Below are 20,441 nucleotides of genomic sequence, written 5' to 3'. Positions count from 1 at the left end.
TGGTCTAGTATTTTCTTTCAGATGCCTAAGTTAATTATTTTCTTTTTTCCTCTAAAATAATTCTTTCTATACTTTTTTCTGATAAGAAATACTTGCTAGCAAGAGATTCTTTGCAAATCCCCCTATTATATTCCTCATAAATAGCTGTATTTCTAATTGCAATTTCTTTTCTTATATTAGTTGTTTCTCCCCATTTCTTTCTATTGCCTTCTTTTTTAGGAATATATATATACTTTCCATCCACATACTGCTGAATTAGGTCAATTATCTCTTGGGGAAATATATCTTGAGCGTTAATATAGCACATTATGTTCCTCCTAAATTTACTTTTCTTACTTAGGATTAAACAAAGGCTATTTTCTTGATTATGTTTTTAACACAATAGCCTTTGCTATGTGTTAATAATAAGTTTTCTCATAAATAATTATCTCCTTTTTTCCTTTTAAATTATAGGTTAATTCTATTCCCATCGAGATGGTAACAAATCATTAATAGTAAGTACCACATCTTTCTTTATCATTACTTCACATTTATAATTTTCATCATGGATTTGGCAAATAAATTCTCTACATCTTCCACAGGGTGGAATTATTGTTCCATCTTCATATACTGCAATTACTTTTGTTATTCTATTTTCTCCAGCAGTAATCATAGCTGCAATAGCAGCGTGTTCTGCACAAAATCCCATAGAACAAGGCGTATCTATACATACTCCAGTATAGACTTTTCCACTTTCACTCAAAATAGCTGCTGCAACAGAACCAGCATAAGAGTTTTTAGAAAGTTCTCTAGGATTTAATGTATTTTTTGCGATATCATATAATTCATCAAAATTCATAGTTATAACCCTTTCAAATAATTTCTTATATTTAAATTTAGTATACATTATATTAGTTTATATGTTTTTCATCAACATAGCGTTCCTTTGTTTAAGTAGTAAATACAAATAGTAGAAATTATATCTACTATTTTAAATTTATCGTAGCAAGAGATTGTTCTCGCTTTAAAAAGTTATTTGATAGACTTAATTTTATCTAAATCTGAGCTGCAAAGCACTTCAAGATTTTTAAAAATCTTTTCTTCAGGCCAATCCCACCATTTTAATTTTAATAAATAATCAATCAATTCATCATCAAATCTCTTTTTTATAATTTTACAGGGGTTACCTCCAGCAATATGATATGGAGGAACATCTTTTGTTACTACAGAATTAGCGGCAATAACTGAGCCATCTCCAATATGGACACCAGGCATTACTGTAACATTCTGTCCAATCCATACATCATTACCAACCACAGTATCACCTTTTAGAGGTAGGTCTTCAAGAGTAGGTGCTGCCTTTTCCCAGCCTCCCCCCATAATATTAAAAGGATAGGTGGTTATAGATTTCATTCTATGATTTGCACCATTCATAACAAATTCTATTCCTTTTGCTATTGCACAAAACTTTCCTATAATAAGTTTATCACCTATAAATCCATAATGATGAGTTACATGTTCTTCAAATTTTTCTGCTCCATTTATATCATCATAATAAGTGTAATCTCCAACCTGAATATTAGGATTCTTTATAACATTTTTTATATAACAAATACTCTTTATATTTTCATTAGGATAAATACTGTTTGGATTTGGACCAAATTTATTCATATATCTTGCCTCCTTTATAATTAAATCTATTTTTTTACTTTTACTTCTTCTTAATCACAAATATATAACAAATTACTTTAAACTATATTATTTTTCTTTCGTTAAATATCCACTTACATAAATTCCATCTTATCTGCATTATTTACTTATCTCTTCTCCATTATTATTTAATCATTACTTGCAGAGATTTTCTTATATTGTAATTTTAAATATTCAATAATCTCTGTCTTTTTTATAGGTGATGAATGCCCTAAGAAACAAGTATCAAACTCTAAGCTCTCTAACATATTTATAAAAGTTTGTAATTTAACTGAATCATAATTGTAGTTATTATAAAAATCTATACTGTAAGCATCTCCTATAAATACTACTTTTTCTTCAGGTACATAAACTATAACAGAATCTTCTGAATGAGGTGCAATAACATTTTTTAAAATAACCACTAATCCTCCTAAATTTATTTCTAAATCATTCTTAAAAACTATATCAGCAGGTATAACTTTTATATCTTGAAGGATTTTATATTCTTTACGGATATTTGTATCCGCAAATTCAATATCTTCTCCAGTTAAAAGACGTTGGTTCATTGCTTCTTCTGTCCATTGCCATTTAGACATAACCTTTAATCTTTCATTAGTTATTTCGCATGCTATTGTTTTTCCTGTAACTGCATTCATTCCATAAGTATGATCCCAATGCCAATGTGTAATAGCCACATAATCTGGTAATCTTAAGTTTGATTCTTCTATAGAGTCATTAAATTTTTTAACATGATTTTTCGAGTTTCCTGCGTCCACCATTAAAGAATACTTATCTCCTTTAATGTATCCAATTAATGGTCTATCCGCTTCTTTGTCATTTTCAAGAAAATAAATTCTTTCTGTAACTTTTGTTAATGCCATAAAGTATCCCACCTTTTTTTTAATATAAAACTAAAAAATCCCCACAGATGAACAATATCATCCATGGGGATTTTATTTATAAAGATCTTTTAATATATTCAAATAAAACTTAAAACACAATATAGATATACTTATCCTAAATTTAATGTATAGATCAATATAACTGCACCCTTAAGTACTTCAATTCACAATTATGATGAAAATTAATTTTTACTAGCAACGTACTCCTAGTTCTTTATAAAAAGTGATTGCATCACTTTAAAAATAAATAATTTTAAAACTCTCAGCTTTTGCTAAGAAACATCTACAATTGTAAATCTAATAGTTTCAACTATAACACTAAAAGACACCAATTATTTTCATATATATTAATTTTAGAACTGATATATATAGTTATTTTATTTTTATATAAAAGAGTTTAATAGATGATATTGTTCTTAAAATGCATAATTAAATAAAGCTCTAGCGTAGAACTTTAAAAGCATTTCAAACTATTTAATTTTAATAGTTTAGTTAAGAGCAAATAAAATCATCTCTTTAAATCTCCTTTTCACATAACCAAATTTTAAATTGATTGTATAATAAAATATTTTCATTGTCAACAAGTATTATATATTTGGAAAATGAAAAAGACACTCCTTCATGCTAAAAGTAAGAGCGTCTTCTATATTGATATAAAAATTAAGTTCAAATATTATGTATCACAAAATTTTATTGGCAGTTTTATTATAAAGTTACTACCTTCATCTAATTTACTATATACGTTTATACTGCCACCATGAGCCTTGACTATTTCTCTTGATATTGTAAGTCCTATTCCAACTCCTCCAGTTTCTCTGGCCCTTGACTTATCTGTTCTATAAAATCTTTCAAATATATAGTCTTTATCTTCATCACTTATACCTATTCCACTATCTTTTATAGATATATATACATCATCAGATTTAGTAAAACAGCTAACAAATATCTCTCCTTTATTTGGAGTATACTTAATAGCATTTGAGATAATATTAATTATTACCTGGCTTATTTTATCCTTGTCTATCATAATATTAATAGGCTTAAGATCTACTTGTAATTTTATATCTTTATCTAATAACTGTTTTTCAAAGTTTGTTAAAATTGTAGTTATTACAGTCTTTAAATCTACTTCTGATTTATTTAACCTTATTTTACTACCCTCACATCTTGATAAATCCTCTATGGATACAGTTAATCTATTTAATCTTTGAAGTTCATCATATATACTCTTTAATCTTTCCTCCGATGGTTCCCATAGACCATCCATTATTGCCTCAAGCTGTGCTTGCATAGTGGTTATAGGAGTTCTAAGCTCATGTGATATATCTTTCGTTAGCTCTTGCCTTATTTTTTCCTGCTTATCTAAATCTCCTGCCATCATATTTATTGATTTTACAAGTTTATTAATTTCATATATACTGTAATCTTCTTTTATACTCCTAGAATAATTTCCTTCAGATATAAGATTTGTTGCATCTATTACCTTTAAAATAGGGTTACTAATAGTATAAGACAATAACCATCCCGCTATAATAGATATAATAAAAAATAATAGTCCTAGTATAAATAATATTCTATCTAGCATTTTCAAAAATATAACATCCGAATCTTCATAATAAATTGGACCTATATACTCAATTTCTAGTTTTCCTATTGAAGCTTCACCTTGCTTTATGTCAAATTTATCAAATGTATTTTTAATTTCTATACCTGGACTTACTTTATTAGTATTTTCTATAATTTTATTTAAAATCTTCTCGCATACAATATTATCATAGTCTCTTGCATTCCATATAATATTATCATTTTTATCTCTAACTGTTATAAGCAATCCTGCGGTTATTGCATCTGCTCCTATGTTCTCAATAGCTTTCTTATCCCATGAATTATTACTGTATACATTTAATATTTTATTTTTGATTTCCATTTTTGACTGTTGTATTTTTTCACTAGTATATACATTAAACTTCTTTTCAATGTAATAATGATTTACTATGTTTACTAAAAATATGATACTCAATGAAAATAATATAAAAATAAGACTTACTCTATATCTTAATTTATTAAACATTAAACCTATATCCCATACCACGAATAGTTTTTATATAGGTTGGATTTTTACTATCTTGATCTAGTTTAGCTCTTATATTTTTTATATGAGTATCAATTATTCTATCATAAATACAAATATTATCTCTACTTATATAATCCATTAACTCTTCCCTTGAAAATATTCTATTAGGATTTCTAGCTAGTATAGATAATATTTTATATTCTGAAGCAGTTAATACAACCTCGTTGTCATTGTATTCTACTTTTTTATTAACAATATCTATGATTAATTCATTATTAAAAATTAAGTTTTCACCTTGATTTCCCTTAACTCTTTTCAAAACTGCATTAACCTTCGCTACTAATTGCTTTGGACTAAATGGTTTTGTTACATAGTCATCACTTCCAATTGAATATCCATTTAGTACACTCTCTTCACTTGATTTAGCAGTTAACATAATTATTGGCACATCAGATTCTTCCCTTATGCGCTCACACACCTTTTCACCTGATATATCAGGTAACATTAAATCTAATATTAATAAATCAGGATTAAACTCACTTTGCTTTTTTAATGCCTCAATCCCACTTGTAGCCTGTATTACAGTATATCCCTCATTTTCTAAGTACAATTTTATAACTTCTATTATCTTAACTTCATCATCTATAACAAGTATAGTTTCTTTCATAAATTATACCTCCATGGGTACTTACTTAATTATCTTATTTATATTTTCATTAAGCATTTCTTCATCCATGATTCCTACATGATCATACACTAAATTTCCTTCTTTATCTATAAATATTGTTCTTGGAATACCATTTAATTGATATTTGTTAGCTGCATCAAGATCTATATCAAACATAACGTTCATATTATATCCTTCTTTTTCCATAAATCCCTCTGCAGACTCTTTAGTTTCTCTCATTCCATCTGTAACATTTATCATTAGTATTTCTAAATCCTCATTATTATATTTATTTGTTGCTTCTTGAAAATACGGCATCTCATACTTACATGGAGAACACCAACTTGCCCAAAAATTTACTACTACAGCCTTCTTCCCTTTATATTCTGATAACTTTACTTTATTATTATCTTTATCATAAACTGTAAAATCTACTGCTGGTTGAAAACTAGAATTTTCGTCTGATACATTGCTACTAGCTTCATTACCAGCTCCATTATTTTTGTAATTATTTGATAAATAATCATATCCAAATTTAACCCCTACAAGTAAAACTAGCATTATAGCACTTATATATATATATCTTTTATTATTTTTCAAATTTATCACTCCCTTTATATTTTAAAATGTCAATATTGATAGTAATAGGTTTAGATAGCCAGTCATCATCATTATCCCTATAATAATTAGGAAAACTCCTGATATTCTATTTATTGTCTTATAGTTTCTCTTTATGAAATCAAAAGTAGTTTTCAGAGAATCTATTAGAAGTGCTGATAATATAAATGGTATTCCAAGACCTAAACTGTAAGTCAGTAGCATTGATGCTCCCATAAATACATTAGTAGAATTTGATGCTATCATAAGCGCTGACCCTAAAAATGGTCCTACACATGGTGTCCATCCAATTCCAAATATCATTCCAAATAATACTGCAGACATAATAGAGGATTTTTTATTTCCTGTTGGGTTATCTATTTTAAAGCTTTTATTCAATAATCCTATATTTATTATCCCTAAATAATTCAGTCCAAATATTACCATAATAGTCCCTGATACTATATTTATCGCCCTCATATATTTATTGAAAATGACACCTACTGTTCCAGCTGCTACACCTAATAAGGTAAACACAAAGGTAAATCCTGCAACAAATGCTATTGAACTTATTAATGCTCTGTTTTTATAATTTTTATTATCTATATCTCCTCCAGCAAAATATGAAACGTATATTGGAATCATAGGCAATATACAAGGAGATATAAAGGTTATTATTCCTTCTAAAAATAGTAATATATAATTCATAATTTCCCTCCTAAGGCATCTAAAATAAAATAACTAGTATACGATTAGTTATTTTTAATGTACCTAAATACCACACTGTAAACTTTTCATTACTTCTTCATATATTTTTTCTTTATCCGCTTTATCTAATCCATTTACAACTCTTATGCCACCAATTAATTTATTATCCATAAGAATCCCATAATTTACACCTTCATCAAGTTTAGTAGTTAAAACAAATTCATTATTTTTCGTATAAATCATATTCTGCTTTTCTCCATTTGATGAATTAATAAGTATTACTTCACTCCCCTTATTAATATCATTGATTTTTATATTAAACTCTTCCTTAGCATCAACCATAGTTACTATTGTATCTAAGTAACTTCCGGCATAACTCTTATTTATTTCACTACTATATACCTCATCAAATTTTTTAATATTCTCTGTTTTATTATGCGATAAGACTTTAGATTCATTGTTGAATATGTAAAAACCTACTGTAGCTAAAATCAATATAATTGCTCCTAATATTGTTAAGATTTTTACCCTCATAGCATCACTCCTCTTGCTCCATAATAAAATAATACCTACCTTACTTGTTGATATTATGAAGATTTATTTTCCTATAATAAATGCTCTTTATATTTTTTATGGTTAAAACTACATTTTAGAAATTAACTGACAGTGAATTTCATCCTAAATTTTTCATTCTTAATTTATAAAGATTTATTAGTTCTACCCTAAACTAAAAACAAAAAATACCCACAGATGAACAATATTATCCATGGGAAAATATTTCTTTACAAATTTAAGCTTACTTAATATAGCAAGTTAAATTACCTATCTAAACAATCAAACTCATCATAAGTGTATTATAATAAACTCCATTTATATAATTATCTTTTTTTAATATACCTTCAGTTTCAAATCCAATCTTTTTATATAGTTCTATTGCTCTATTATTATCCTCTCTAGTTACAAGAGATATTTTTTTAGTAATACCATTTAACTTTGCCCACTCTATAAGACAATCTATCATTTTTCTGCCTAACCCTAATCCACAATACTGCTCTGCTACAACTATCCCTAAAGTTCCCACATGTTTATTTCTAACTTTCTGATTTGAATTAATTGATGCTATACCTGCTATTTGCTCGTCAATTATTGCTAATAATATTATTGAATTATCTTCCCCTCTAGTAGATTCTAAATAGCTCTCATATTCTTTTAAATCTCTTTTAAATTCATTTTTACCAAATGAAAGAAAATCCGTTTCTCCTCCTGCTAAATTATAAAAATCTATCATAGACTGCGCATCTTCCTTTTTAGTTTCTCTTATAATAACTTCTTTTTCATCTCTTAAACATATTTTCATTATATCCCTAATCTCCTTTCAATTGATTAATATTAATAATATTACTACTAAAGGCAACTAATTATGTATCTTTATTATGTCTTTGTATAAATCTCTCATATCTTTAAATATTATCACGGACTACGCTACATTTTTTTACTTTAATTGTACATTACTGCCATACTAATTTTTTATCAATACTGATTATTTAACTTTTCATTTTTTATTTGCTCCTGTTTTCTACATCTTTATTAATACTTATTTTATAACTTATAAAAAGCTTCTTGTTCCTACATCAAGAAGCTTAAGAATGGTATAAATGAAAAATATATTTTATAGTTAAAGTAAAAAATCCACAATCTTTAAGATTGTGGATTTTTTCTATGATTGATACGATACGTTACCCTTAGTACCTCAACATTTATTTCTATCTATTGTGATAAAAGTTAGGTTTAATTTCTTAACTTATCCTTGTTAATTTTAAAGTTCCTCTATTTCCTATAATAATAGGAACCTTCTCTATTTCAACATTACTGGTATCTATTCCAAACCACTTTTCCGGTGTAACAGTTAATTTTTTAATTAATAATTTTGTACTTGTAATAAAACTGTCCCACTTAGAAAGTTCACTTTCATTAGAAAGTATTTCTTCTAATAATACAAATTTAAAATCTCCCACAGCACATTTTCCATTATTACTAATCATATAGTCCTTTGGAGTAAATTCCACTTCACCACTACGAGCAAGTTCTTGAATAACTTGATGTAAAAAAACATTAATTTTTTGATCGATACGGAATCCAAGATTAAATTGAATGCTAAATGCTTCATTTGGTACAATTGTTTTTACACTATATTCTTTTGTGTATGGCTCATCTGTTACTCTAACATTTATAAACCAGTAAAACTTTGCACGTTTAGGTTGCTTATTGAAAATAGAAAAAATTATTTTCCTTTCAATTTCCTTATAATTTTGTGATTCAGTCAAATATACAATATTCGTAGCATAAAGTGGTATTTCTTTATCCTCTTTTAAAGCCTTAAAGTGCTTGCTAAAAGATAGTATATCAACATATTGACTAAACCTTTTTCTTATAACTGTACCATAAATCCAAATATACATAAGAAATATAAGTGCTCCAGCAATTATAATTGTTACATATCCACCATTTATAAACTTAAATAAATTAGCGTATAAGAAACCTGTTTCTATTGTCATAAAAATAATAAATATTATTACTGACATAATTGGTTTTTGTTTATTAAATCTTAGATATTGAGATAATAAAATAGTTGTCATAAGCATTGTTATTGTAATTGCTAGTCCATATGCTGCTTCCATATTTTCTGATTTCTGAAACTTTAGAACTAATAGTACACATCCAATATAAAGTAAATAATTTACTGCTGGTATATAAATCTTTCCCTTATCATCATTTGGGTATCTAACTTGAAGTTTTGGGAAAAGATTTAATTTAATAGCCTCAGAAACTAGCGTAAATGATCCCGTTATAAGTGCTTGGCTAGCAATTATTGCTGCAATAGTAGCTACTATAGTTCCTGGTATAATAAACCAACTTGGCATAATTAAAAAGAATGGATTTTCTTTAATTGTGCTTCCTTCACGTAACATAAGCCACGCTCCTTGGCCTAGATAGTTCATTATTAAACATATTTTTACAAATACCCATGTATAGTGAATATTACTTTTACCACAATGTCCAAGATCGGAGTAAAGCGCTTCTGCTCCAGTAGTACAAAGAAATACTGCCCCTAAAATATATACACTTCTAGGATTTGTTACTAATAACTTAATACCATAATAAGGATTTAAGGCCTTTATTATTTGAGGATATTGTAGTACTTGACTAAATCCTAGAATTATCAACATTGAAAACCATATAACCATCATAGGTCCGAACATTCTTCCTATTACATCTGTTCCAAATCTTTGAAGTAAAAATAACACCGTTAATATACTTATTACAATTATAATTATACTTCTGGTTTCTATTGGAAAAACTAAAGTTAAACCTTCTATTGCTGATGTTACTGTTACAGGCGGTGTAATCATCCCATCAGCAAGTAATGTTGCTCCTCCTATAACAGCCGGTATAATTAGCCACTTAGCTCTTTTTCTTACAAGAGTATATAATGAAAATATACCGCCCTCTCCTTTATTATCTGCTTCCAGAGTTATCATTACATATTTTATTGTCGTTTGAAGCGTTAACGTCCAAACCACAAGAGATACTCCACCTAAAATAAGTTCCTTTGATACATATCCATTATTTACTCCAAGCATTGATTTCATAACATAGAGTGGTGATGTACCTATATCTCCATATACAATACCTAATGCTACTAAAAGAGATGCTATACTAATTTTTTTTCTCATTTTTTTACAAGTTCCTCCTATATTGTCCTAAAATAAATCTATTCAAATAATTATAGTCCTCACTTATTTCAATGTCTATAACCTGCAAATACAAATTTTATTATAATTTATAACTCTTTTTCCATAATACTGATTTTCTATTGAATTTTCTATAATTTATACCATCCTGTTAAACTCTAAACTGCCACAATTTTATTCTCATTACATAAAACAAATATATTTTCTCCATTAAAAATGTTTTTCTATATCACTAACCTTAAAATCATATATTCCTTCCTCAACTCTAACATTTCTCATACTTCCCTCTAACTTAATATATTCATAATACTGCTTCATCAATTTTTGTTTTATATAAAATATCAGATTCTAATTCCTCATAATCTGATAAAATAAATTGCTTATTTACAAGTTCAAGATTCTCTTTCTTTATCTCTTTACTCCATGATTTATTTATAAAAGATTTGATTAGATTTTAAATATATCCTTGCTAGTTATTAAACCCTTATAGCTCTTATCATGTATGTTATTAATATCTTTTATTCTTATTATCTAAACAAACTAGTATAAGCTTCTTCCCATCGCTATCTATTAGAAACTCCTTACCTAATTCAAAAGCATCTTTAGAACTTAAAACTCTTTTTGGTTCATACAAAATCGAACCTTCTTTAATAAGTCTTACTGATACTAAATTAACTCTCTTTAACATCTTTTACTTTCTTCTATCTTCATTTTTAACTACCTCATTAATTTTCACTGTAAAATTCCCTTTTTTAATACTTCATACACATAATAAAGACTTAATTACCATTAATACTGATAATTAAGTCTTATTTTCCATTAATTAAATTCCTTAGTTGTGTTATAAACTTTCTACCTAGCAAACACAGAGAGTAGAGCAAAATTCATTTACTCTTTTAGAAATAAGAAATTCTGAGCAATATGCCCTTAAATTAATAATTAGGTTCCTTTTAAATGTGGCTTTTAATATCCCTCCACTCCATATTCCCCCTCCTCATATCTTTAATTTTGATTAACTATTTAGTTAATCAAAACCCTCTTTCCTTTAAGGCTATGGAATTACTCTTGTCAATATATTAGTTTTGTTTGCTATATTTTAAAATAATGCTGAAATAAGTATAATCTAAAAGGATGTCCAAATGGACATCCTTGAAATTCGCAATACTTTAAAATTGCACCTAAAATAAAATCTATTGAAATAACATTATTTTAAACTTTTATATTTATTAATTTATTTTATAGATATAAACCCATTTATAACCAAGAAAGCAACCAGCTAATGGTTTTATAGAAGTTTTAAATATTTTTCACTGTCTAGAAGGCTCCCTAATTTATAAATAAACTCTTCATTATCTATTTAATTAGCCACTTCAAATTGGCTATAATAAAGAGAAGCATAGAAACCATTTTGTGCTAGAAGACTCTCGTGGTTTCCTCTCTCTACAATATCTCCATCTTTAACAACCAAAATCATATCTGCATTTTGGATAGTTGACAATCTGTGAGCTATGACAAAACTTGTTTTATCCTTCATAAGCCTTGATAAAGCTTTTTGAATTTCTACTTCTGTTCTTGTATCTACACTTGAAGTAGCCTCATCTAATATCATAATTGTTGGATTAGTCAGCATAGCACGAGCAATAGTTAAAAGCTGCATTTGTCCTTGAGAAACATTAGATGTCTCACTAGATATTACAGTATCATATCCTTCTGGGAGTGTACGAATAAAATGGTCACAGCAGGCTGCTTTTGCAGCAGCTATAATTTCCTCTCGTGTAGCATCCATCTTACCATAGGCAATATTTTCAGCTATTGTACCTTCAAACAGCCATGTATCTTGAAGTACCATACCAATCTGTCGACGCAATGTGCTTCTAGAAATTTCAGTAATATTAACCCCATCAATTGATATAGATCCTCCATTCAATTCATAAAAACGCATAATCAAGTTAATTAATGTAGTTTTTCCTCCACCTGTTGGGCCAACAATAGCTACCATTTCATTAGGCTTTACTTCCAGATTTAGGCTCTTTATTAAAGTTCTATCTTGTGTGTAACCAAACTTTACATTCTTAAAAGTCACTCTACCATTAGATTTTTGGAATGTACTAGCCGTATTATCTATAGTTTCTTCCTCTTCATCTAATAGTTCAAAAACTCTCTCAGCTCCAGCAATAGCAGATTGTAGAGACATAATAACATAAGAAGCTTGAGTAATAGGCTCAGAAACCTGATTTACATATTGTAAAAATGCCTGAATTCCACCTAAGGAAATCTGTCCATTAAGTGTCATTATTCCACCTACAATAGCTGTTACTACAAAACCTAGTTGATTTAAAAGCCTTATAGTTGGATATATAGCAAAATCAATGAATTGTGCTTTTCTATTTGCTTCAAACTGCTTTTTGTTAAGCTGAGAAACCTCTTCAATCATATCAGATTGTTGATTAAATACCTTTATAATACGATTGCCAGAATATACTTCTTCAATTTTTCCACTCAAATCACCCATGGCAGCAAAATTATCTGCATAATAACGTTGACTCAATTTTGATACGAAATTTGTTGCAATAGCGCTGATTCCAATGAATATAAAAATTAAAAAAGATAACTTTGGATTTAAGATAACCATAGCAATAATGGTAAGTACAATTGTAAAGCAAGAAGATATGAACTGCATAAATCCAATCTGCATGACTTGTGATACTTTTTCAAGATCAGTTGTTACCCTACTCATAACATCCCCTGTTTTATGTGAATCAAAGTATTTCAGTGGAAGCTTATTTATTTTTTCGCTAATGTCTTTACGTAGTGATAGAGTTAAATTTTCACCAATGCTAGATATTATATATTGCTGAATATAAGAAAGCAAACTATTCACAATAGATGTTAGTACTAACATCAAAACTGGCATAGCTAGTGCATGTGTTACCATTGATATAACACTTCCAGAGCCATCAAAGCTACGAATTGCATCTAGTAGATTATTAATAGCTGCTCCAACCATAAGTGGCATAATTGCATAAGATGCACTGCTTAGTAATGCAGATATACCTACAATTATTAGCTTTTTATTTTGCGTTTTTAATCGTTTCATTAGTCTCTTAATAGTCTTTTTTGTATTTTGAGGAATATCCTCGCTGAATGCCATTATATCATTCTTCTTATTTTTATCCTTCTTCATAAAATCAAGCCTCCTTTATATTCATCTGACTTTTAGCAATTGCTTGATATATAGAACAGTTTCTCATTAGGTCATTATGTTTTCCAATACCAACTAGTTTTCCTTCGTCTAATACAAGAATTTGATCTGCATCCATAATTGTACTTACTCTCTGAGCAATTATTATCTTGGCTGCATCTGTCATATTTTCTTTAAGTGATTTACGAAGTGCTGAATCTGTTTTTAAGTCCAAAGCAGAAAAACTATCATCGAAAATATAAACTGGTGCCTTCCTTATAAGGGCCCTTGCAATAGACAAACGTTGTTTCTGTCCACCTGAAAAATTAGATCCACCTTGAGCAACTTGAGATTCTAATCCCATAGGTAATTTGTCTACAAAAAAATCTGCTTGAGAGATGCTTAATGTTCTTTTCATATCTTCCTTAGTTGCCTCTTTATACCCCATTCTTAGGTTATCTTCAATTGTCCCACTAAATAAGAAAGCTTTCTGAGGAACGTAACCAATTGTATCCCTTAATTCCTTTTGTGAAAGGCATCTTATATCCACACCATTTATACGAATTTCTCCTTGGTCTATGTCGTGTAATCTTAGAATAAGATTAGCAATAGTACTCTTACCAGAGCCTGTACTTCCAATAATGGCTGTTGTCTGACCTTCATTACATGAGAATGATAGGTTTTTTATAACTGGCTCCTCTGCTCCATGATAAAAGAAGGATACATTTTCAAATTCAACAACTGCAGGATTATCCTTTATATCTTCTTTTTCTATGTTTAAATCCTGAATCTCTGGATTAATTTCCAAAACTTCCTCTATACGATCAAGGCATGATTTCATTTTAGGAAGGGTAACACTTGTTGTTGTAGCCAATATTAGATAGCTCAATGTAATAATAGAATATTCAGTAACTGCAGTTATTTGCCCAATTTCCATTGTTCCATTCATAGAAAGCACTCCACCTATCCAAACTATAAGGGCCATAGATAAGCCAGTTATAAGCCATATTGTAGGATTTAATACAGCAAATAGCTTATTTAGCTTTATCATATCTGTAGCATACCCCTTAAAAGCTTTACTTGCTCTACCTTCCTCATATTTTTCATTTCCAAAAGCACGGATAACACGGATTCCAGTAATAGATTCCCTTATTACCTGATTAATATGATCTAATTTAGTCTGAACCCTTTTAGAAATATAAGTTGATTTCTTAAGTATTAATGCAGCAAAAACCATAAATATTATCACAGATAAAATAAGTATTAAAGCCAGAGTAAAACTAGTGTATGCTGTCATAACAATAGATGCACCAATAATAAGTGGAGTTGGAATTATCAACTGCAAGACCAACCCAAAAGTCTGTTGTAAATTAGAAATGTCTGAAGTTGTACGTGTAATCATAGAAGAAACACCAATAGTGTCAAATTCATGAAGAGATAATTCCTGACTCTTACAGAAAATCTTATCTCTCATGTAATAGCCAAAAACTGCAGCAAGGTCTGCAGAATAGTAACTTCCTAATACAGCTGCCCCTGTTGTTATTAAAAGAACTAATATCATTTGAACCCCTATACGAAGAATCTCATTCATATCACCTTTCAAAATTCCATTATCTACAATCCCTGCTATTAGAAATGGAATGAGTAGTGTTCCTACTACTTGTCCTAAAAGCATAATTAATGTTATTCCTACTTTTCCTTTTTTTTCTTTTAGGAATATTTTTAAATACTTCATAGTCTACCTCCATTATGTAAGTAATTTTGCAAAAATTTATTTTCAGTGGTATTATAAAGCTTAAAGTAACTTTAATGTCAATAGTTTATTTAAAGTTTGGAGGTTATTATGAAAGATAAATCTTATATGCCAATAAAAGAATTTTCCCGTCTCACTGGTATTAAGCGTGAAAACCTAAGATATTATGACCAAATCGGGTTGTTCTCTCCAGAATTTCGTGGTGAAAATGGTTATCGCTATTATACTAGAAGTCAGCTTACTACAGCATATTTAATCATTTCTCTTAGAGAAATTGGCATTAGTATAGACGAAATCAAGAAATACATAGATATACGTACTCCTGAGCAGATGTTTTCTTTGTTTAGTGCACAGAAAAAGCATATTTTAACGGAAATAAAAAAACTTAAACGTATTTTAGAAATCATGCAATTATATGTAGATATGGCAGAAGATGCTATTAAATATGAAGAAAACAGCATAAGTATTGAATATAAAAAGAAAGAGCCTATTTTTTTAGGCCCTATACTTTCTAATAATCCTCCAGATGATTCTACTATTTCATTTTATAATTTCGCTGCTGAAAATGGAATTGATGTAGGTTATCCTCTTGGTGCTATTATTAATACAAAAAGCATTGAGTCTGGAGAGCCTTTATTAGTAATGCACTATTATTTTAAAGTGGAAAATGACCAAAATTCATATAAGCCAGAAGGTAAGTATGCAGTGTTCTATGGTAGATGTGCTTATGGAGAATCCGATGATCTTTATGAAAAGTTATTTACATTTATTAAAGAAAATAATCTACGCATTTGTAGTAATGCCTATGAGGAATATCCTCTAAATGAACTTACTACTAAAGATGAAGAGCAATACTGTGTAAAGATAGAAATAATGGTGGAAGATATTTAATTTAAATATCCTCCACCACATTCTCTATACTGATACAATAAAAATTTTTGACGTTCTCATAATTATTTTTACTTTATCCTGTAATCTTAACCTCAATTAAAGCCTCATCTTATCAGTCTAAATTATAAATAAATTCTACTATATATATTTTAATATTTGTAACTGATATTCTTGCAAGGAAATATGACCTCCAACAAATTGTTTTTCTAATATCGCCATCTTTTCATTCTTTGTTAATAGCCAGCTAAGTCTCTTGGCGTATTATAAAAATTTTATATTTTATTTTTATAAGATAGCTTCTATCCTAGTACTTAATAATTTTTTATAAACATTAAAAATCTTAGATTGTTGCACAACATTAAATTTGATAAAGCGAAGGCGAAACTAAAGTTATCTTTCATCCACCTTTCTTGTTTTATATATTGTTCTGTCTTATCTAAATGTTTTATAAAGGCATAGTTATAATATACTTATTAGCAATTATTTTTATATTATAAGTTTATTTATGTAGTTAATTCATAATTTAGTAATTCTAAAAGAACTGAAAATTATATTATATATTAATATACTCCCATATCTATAAAACATAAATTTAACTAGACATGAGAGCATCTTGATTAATTATTCATTATATTGAGGTTCTTCTTGTTTTACAAAGTCAAGTCTTGATTGAAGCGCTTGTTCTACACTTTCCATTGTATTTGCAAGTTGATTAAACATTTTTTTTGCTTCTTGATTATCTGTATCTAAAGAAAATGTCTTCATATCAGCAGCTAGGCTTTTAGCACTAGATAATGCTGTTTCAAGTTTAGTTCCTGTTGGCATAAAAATTCCTCCTTTATAATTTTTTTATTGCAACTATATTTTGTTCATAATCAATTTAAATATTCCTTTTATCCATAATGAAATATATTCCTTTTTAAATTTACCCTATATTTATCAAACTTTAGTAGCTTGTCTTTAGTAACTTAAAAAAATATTCATATTAAGAAATGAATTAAAATTAATCTTATTGGTTAAAGTAGGTTAGAAAGTAATTTAATAAATATAAAGGAGACTTTTATATGACTGCGATTTCAAAGGTAAAACAAACATTGGCTACACTAAAAGGAGCCGAAGCCACTTTAAGAATGTACTCATTACAAGAACGTAATAAAAAATCTAGAGCTATCTATAATCAGACATCTGAAGAAATAAGAAAAATTAACACAGATTTAGAAAAAAGAATAGGAGCTATGGAGTTTGAAGAACCCCAATATAAAGGCAACTAGTGAGGTGGCATATGAATTCTTGGTTAATAATATTATTTAATTCAATAGTTTTATTTTTTTTAGCATTAGTTATAACAAAATATATGAAGAAGAAGACCTTATCTAGGGCTACTCCCTTTGATTTTATTTCTTATGCTGTCATTGCTATTATAATTACTTTAATTTCTTTAAATATCGTTGATAATATTTACTTTGGACTAATTACACTGGCTGTTTGGGCACTAATGCCTATTATCTTAGATTACGCTTCCATGAGAAGCAAGTGGGTTTATAACCTAATACATAGTAAGGAAAGAGTCCTAGTTAAAAACGGTAAAATCATGGAAGATAACTTATCTAAAGAGAGAATCACAGGTCAAGAGTTTCTACAAGAGATGCGTTCAAAAAATGCATTTAACTTAGCTGACGTTGAATTTGCTGTAATGGAATCAACCGGAGATATAAATGTTAGTTTAAAAGCTGATAAAAAACCTGTTACTCCATATGATTTAGGAGAGCAAGTAGGACCTAAAACTGAACCACAACCTGTTATCTTAGATGGAAATATATTAGATGAAGGTCTTACTAATGCTGGATTAAATCGAGACTGGCTCACAACCCAGATGGAAATCAAAGGGGTTTCCCTTGAAAATGTTTTTCTTGGTCAAGTGGATTCTTCTGGAGACTTATATATAGATCTTTTTGATGATATGATACAAGTCCCTAAAACACAAATTAAGGAAATGCTATATGCTAGCATTCAAAAAAGTCAAGCTGATCTCATGTCATTTTCTTTAGACTGTGACAATAAAAATGTAAAAACTATGTACTCACAAAGTGCTGAAAAATTAGAAGAAATCATGAAAAAATTAAAACCATATTTATTACGTTAGAAGGTGAAATAAATGTCAAATATGAAAAAGAAAAAAATGACTCCAACTCAGCAGCAATATGATGCACTAGTGAAGAGTATAGAACCTAAAAGATCTATTTTAACTAATTGCATTAGAGCCTTTCTCGTAGGTGGTGTAATATGTACAATTGGTCAAGGATTGCAGTGGATCTTTATCAACTATTTTCATTTTAATGAAAAGACCTCAGTAGCTCCTACTTACGTAGTTTTAATCTTTTTTGCAGCTTTATTTACTGGCCTTGGAATTTATGATCATCTTAGTCAATGGGCTGGATGTGGAACTGCTGTTCCTATTACAGGCTTTGCTAACTCTATAGCTTCTTCTTCAATTGAACATAAGAGTGAAGGATTTGTACTTGGAGTAGCTGGAAATATGTTCAGACTTGCAGGAGCCATTATTGTTTATGGAGTTTTTGCTGCTTTTGTAGTTGCTACAATAAAAATGACAATAAAATGGTTGGGGGCGATGTAAATGCTTAAAGGACATCAATCCTGGATTTTTAGTTCTAAACCTACAATATTAGCTTCTGCAACTGTCGGTGGTCCTTTTGAAGCAAATGGCGCTTTAGCTGATGACTTTGATATACTTTATGAAGATTTATGGCTTGGGCAAGATAGCTATGAAAAAGCAGAAAGGGCTCTACTTGAGCATGCTTGTGAAAGAGCAATACAAAAATCAAAGATACAGAAGGAAAATATTAACTTTTTTTTAAGTGGAGACTTAATGAATCAAGTCATTTCTAGTAGCTTTGCTGCAAGAACTTTAGGAATACCTCATTTCGGAATCTTTGGTGCTTGCTCTAGCTCCATGGAAGGTTTATCATTAGCAGCTCAATTAATAGAAAGTAAAGCAGCTAAATATGTTATAACAGCTGCAGGTAGTCATAATGCAGCTGCTGAAAAACAATTTAGATATCCTACCGAATATGGTGTACAAAGACCACCTACTGCTCAGTGGACAGTAACTGGAGCTGGAGCTGCAGTTCTTGGGCAAAATGGAAATGGACCTAAAATAACTTCTGCTACCATAGGAAGAGTAGTAGACATGGGAATTTCAGATCCCTCTAATCTTGGAGCAGCTATGGCACCAGCAGCTGTAGATACCATTGAAGCTCATTTTAGAGATTTAAATATTGATGCTTCTCATTATGATCTTATTGCTACTGGTGATTTAGGAAAAGTTGGTCATGAACTTGCTAATGCTTTATTAGAAAAACATGACATAAATATGCCAGCACATATATTTACAGATTGCGGACTTTTAATATATAAAAAAGAACAACCAAGCTTTTCTGGTGGCAGCGGCTGTGCTTGTTCTGCTGTTGTAACTTATGGACATTTACTTAATCGTATGCGAAAAGGAAAATTAAAGAAAATATTAATTGTTGCAACTGGTGCCTTAATGTCTCCTATCTCCTATCAACAAAAGGAAAGCATACCTAGCATTGCCCATGCTGTTTCTATAGAAATGTAAAAAAGAAGGTGTGAGTTAAGTTATGGAAAAATTTATTTTTGCATTTATAATAGGTGGTTTAATTTGTGTTATTGGGCAACTTATAATGGATACTTTAAAGATTACTCCTGCACACACAACTTGTACACTAGTTGTAATTGGTGCAATCTTAGGTGGATTTGGTCTATATGACCCTTTGGTGAAGTTCGCAGGCGCGGGAGCATTTGTACCTATAAGTAGTTTTGGAAATACCCTTGTAACAGCTGCTATAACTGAAGCTGAGAAAACCGGTTTTATAGGAATATTTACTGGTGTTTTAAAGACAGTAAGTGCAGGGGTTTCTTCAGCAATAATCTTTGGATTTATTTCTGCCATAATATTTAAACCAAAAGGTTAAGCATATGAAAAAGAGTTCGTTGAACTCCTTTTTCTAATTCACAATTCACGATGCCCAATTCACAATTGTGGAAATTTCTCAGTGGTAACTGAGAAATTTTAAATTGATCCTGTAGCGACGAACAATGTTCGCCACAGAATAACTAGCGATATAATCGCTAGTGAAAAAATTGATTAAAGAAATTATTTCGCTAAAAAATAATTTCCTCCCTAATTGTCGGATAGCTCCCCGC

Annotated in this window: 21 protein-coding genes; 6 read left to right on the top strand and 15 right to left on the bottom strand. The window is 29.2% G+C overall.

Annotation, left to right across the window (positions count from 1 at the left end; translation table 11 throughout):
• Positions 1-34: 34 nt before the first annotated feature.
• The 14 genes from B3603_RS12850 to B3603_RS12785 all read right to left on the bottom strand — a co-directional run bounded on the left by B3603_RS12850 (position 35) and on the right by B3603_RS12785 (position 15,287).
• Complete coding sequence (locus B3603_RS12850; RefSeq protein WP_291565506.1) at positions 35-307, bottom strand: CD3324 family protein; 273 nt, start codon at positions 305-307, stop codon at positions 35-37.
• Between the two features lie 153 nt (positions 308-460).
• Positions 461-838, bottom strand: a complete 378-nt coding sequence (locus B3603_RS12845) for a cytidine deaminase family protein (protein ID WP_291565504.1) — start codon at positions 836-838, stop codon at positions 461-463.
• A 173-nt stretch (positions 839-1,011) separates the two neighbouring features.
• The gene (locus tag B3603_RS12840; RefSeq protein ID WP_291565502.1) at positions 1,012-1,650 is read right to left on the bottom strand and encodes a Vat family streptogramin A O-acetyltransferase; all 639 of its coding nucleotides are present in this window, start codon (positions 1,648-1,650) and stop codon (positions 1,012-1,014) included.
• A 167-nt stretch (positions 1,651-1,817) separates the two neighbouring features.
• Positions 1,818-2,552 carry an MBL fold metallo-hydrolase gene (locus B3603_RS12835; RefSeq protein ID WP_291565500.1) on the bottom strand — a complete coding sequence of 245 codons (735 nt, stop codon included), beginning with the start codon at positions 2,550-2,552 and terminating at the stop codon, positions 1,818-1,820.
• A gap of 694 nt (positions 2,553-3,246) precedes the next feature.
• A complete protein-coding gene (locus B3603_RS12830; RefSeq protein ID WP_291565585.1) occupies positions 3,247-4,500 on the bottom strand; it encodes a sensor histidine kinase in 1,254 nt (417 codons plus the stop codon).
• A 136-nt stretch (positions 4,501-4,636) separates the two neighbouring features.
• Entirely contained in the window at positions 4,637-5,314 is a 678-nt protein-coding gene (locus tag B3603_RS12825; RefSeq protein WP_291565498.1) for a response regulator transcription factor, read from the bottom strand.
• Positions 5,315-5,335: 21 nt separating this feature from the next.
• Positions 5,336-5,914, bottom strand: a complete 579-nt coding sequence (locus B3603_RS12820; RefSeq protein ID WP_291565496.1) for a TlpA family protein disulfide reductase — start codon at positions 5,912-5,914, stop codon at positions 5,336-5,338.
• Positions 5,915-5,935: 21 nt separating this feature from the next.
• Positions 5,936-6,619, bottom strand: coding sequence for a cytochrome c biogenesis CcdA family protein (locus B3603_RS12815; protein WP_291565494.1), 684 nt, complete (start codon positions 6,617-6,619; stop codon positions 5,936-5,938).
• 63 nt (positions 6,620-6,682) lie between these two features.
• Positions 6,683-7,153 (bottom strand): hypothetical protein, encoded by a 471-nt coding sequence (locus B3603_RS12810; protein ID WP_291565492.1) that lies wholly within the window; start codon positions 7,151-7,153, stop codon positions 6,683-6,685.
• A gap of 292 nt (positions 7,154-7,445) precedes the next feature.
• Complete coding sequence (locus tag B3603_RS12805; RefSeq protein WP_291565490.1) at positions 7,446-7,976, bottom strand: GNAT family N-acetyltransferase; 531 nt, start codon at positions 7,974-7,976, stop codon at positions 7,446-7,448.
• Between the two features lie 439 nt (positions 7,977-8,415).
• Positions 8,416-10,353 (bottom strand): KUP/HAK/KT family potassium transporter, encoded by a 1,938-nt coding sequence (locus B3603_RS12800; RefSeq protein ID WP_291565487.1) that lies wholly within the window; start codon positions 10,351-10,353, stop codon positions 8,416-8,418.
• A gap of 526 nt (positions 10,354-10,879) precedes the next feature.
• On the bottom strand, positions 10,880-11,059 hold the full coding sequence (locus B3603_RS12795) for a hypothetical protein (RefSeq protein ID WP_291565484.1): 180 nt from the start codon (positions 11,057-11,059) through the stop codon (positions 10,880-10,882).
• Positions 11,060-11,728: 669 nt separating this feature from the next.
• Positions 11,729-13,555 (bottom strand): ABC transporter ATP-binding protein, encoded by a 1,827-nt coding sequence (locus B3603_RS12790; RefSeq protein WP_291565481.1) that lies wholly within the window; start codon positions 13,553-13,555, stop codon positions 11,729-11,731.
• Between the two features lie 4 nt (positions 13,556-13,559).
• Positions 13,560-15,287, bottom strand: a complete 1,728-nt coding sequence (locus B3603_RS12785) for an ABC transporter ATP-binding protein (protein ID WP_291565478.1) — start codon at positions 15,285-15,287, stop codon at positions 13,560-13,562.
• A gap of 108 nt (positions 15,288-15,395) precedes the next feature.
• Between B3603_RS12785 and B3603_RS12780 the strand changes: the two genes are divergently transcribed.
• The gene (locus B3603_RS12780) at positions 15,396-16,196 is read left to right on the top strand and encodes a MerR family transcriptional regulator (protein ID WP_291565475.1); all 801 of its coding nucleotides are present in this window, start codon (positions 15,396-15,398) and stop codon (positions 16,194-16,196) included.
• Between the two features lie 621 nt (positions 16,197-16,817).
• Here the strand turns inward: B3603_RS12780 and B3603_RS12775 are convergent.
• The gene (locus B3603_RS12775; protein WP_291565473.1) at positions 16,818-17,021 is read right to left on the bottom strand and encodes a DUF1657 domain-containing protein; all 204 of its coding nucleotides are present in this window, start codon (positions 17,019-17,021) and stop codon (positions 16,818-16,820) included.
• Positions 17,022-17,260: 239 nt separating this feature from the next.
• Here B3603_RS12775 and B3603_RS12770 point away from each other — a divergent pair, with 239 nt between their 5' ends.
• Genes B3603_RS12770 through spoVAE form a run of 5 tightly spaced genes read left to right on the top strand, consistent with a single transcriptional unit; the run spans position 17,261 to position 20,209 of the window.
• Positions 17,261-17,467, top strand: a complete 207-nt coding sequence (locus tag B3603_RS12770) for a DUF1657 domain-containing protein (protein ID WP_291565471.1) — start codon at positions 17,261-17,263, stop codon at positions 17,465-17,467.
• A gap of 11 nt (positions 17,468-17,478) precedes the next feature.
• The gene (locus tag B3603_RS12765) at positions 17,479-18,339 is read left to right on the top strand and encodes a DUF421 domain-containing protein (RefSeq protein ID WP_291565469.1); all 861 of its coding nucleotides are present in this window, start codon (positions 17,479-17,481) and stop codon (positions 18,337-18,339) included.
• A gap of 12 nt (positions 18,340-18,351) precedes the next feature.
• Complete coding sequence (spoVAC, locus tag B3603_RS12760) at positions 18,352-18,831, top strand: stage V sporulation protein AC (protein ID WP_039633015.1); 480 nt, start codon at positions 18,352-18,354, stop codon at positions 18,829-18,831.
• Entirely contained in the window at positions 18,832-19,833 is a 1,002-nt protein-coding gene (gene spoVAD, locus B3603_RS12755; RefSeq protein ID WP_291565466.1) for a stage V sporulation protein AD, read from the top strand. It begins immediately after the preceding gene.
• A gap of 22 nt (positions 19,834-19,855) precedes the next feature.
• Positions 19,856-20,209 carry a stage V sporulation protein AE gene (spoVAE, locus tag B3603_RS12750; protein WP_291565462.1) on the top strand — a complete coding sequence of 118 codons (354 nt, stop codon included), beginning with the start codon at positions 19,856-19,858 and terminating at the stop codon, positions 20,207-20,209.
• Positions 20,210-20,441: the final 232 nt, after the last annotated feature.

It is taken from the genome of Clostridium sp. UBA2485 (assembly GCF_002341865.1).
Classification (GTDB): domain Bacteria; phylum Bacillota; class Clostridia; order Clostridiales; family Clostridiaceae; genus Clostridium_J.
Note: the sequence above shows the minus strand (reverse complement) of the source record. Positions and strands in the feature narration are given on the sequence as shown.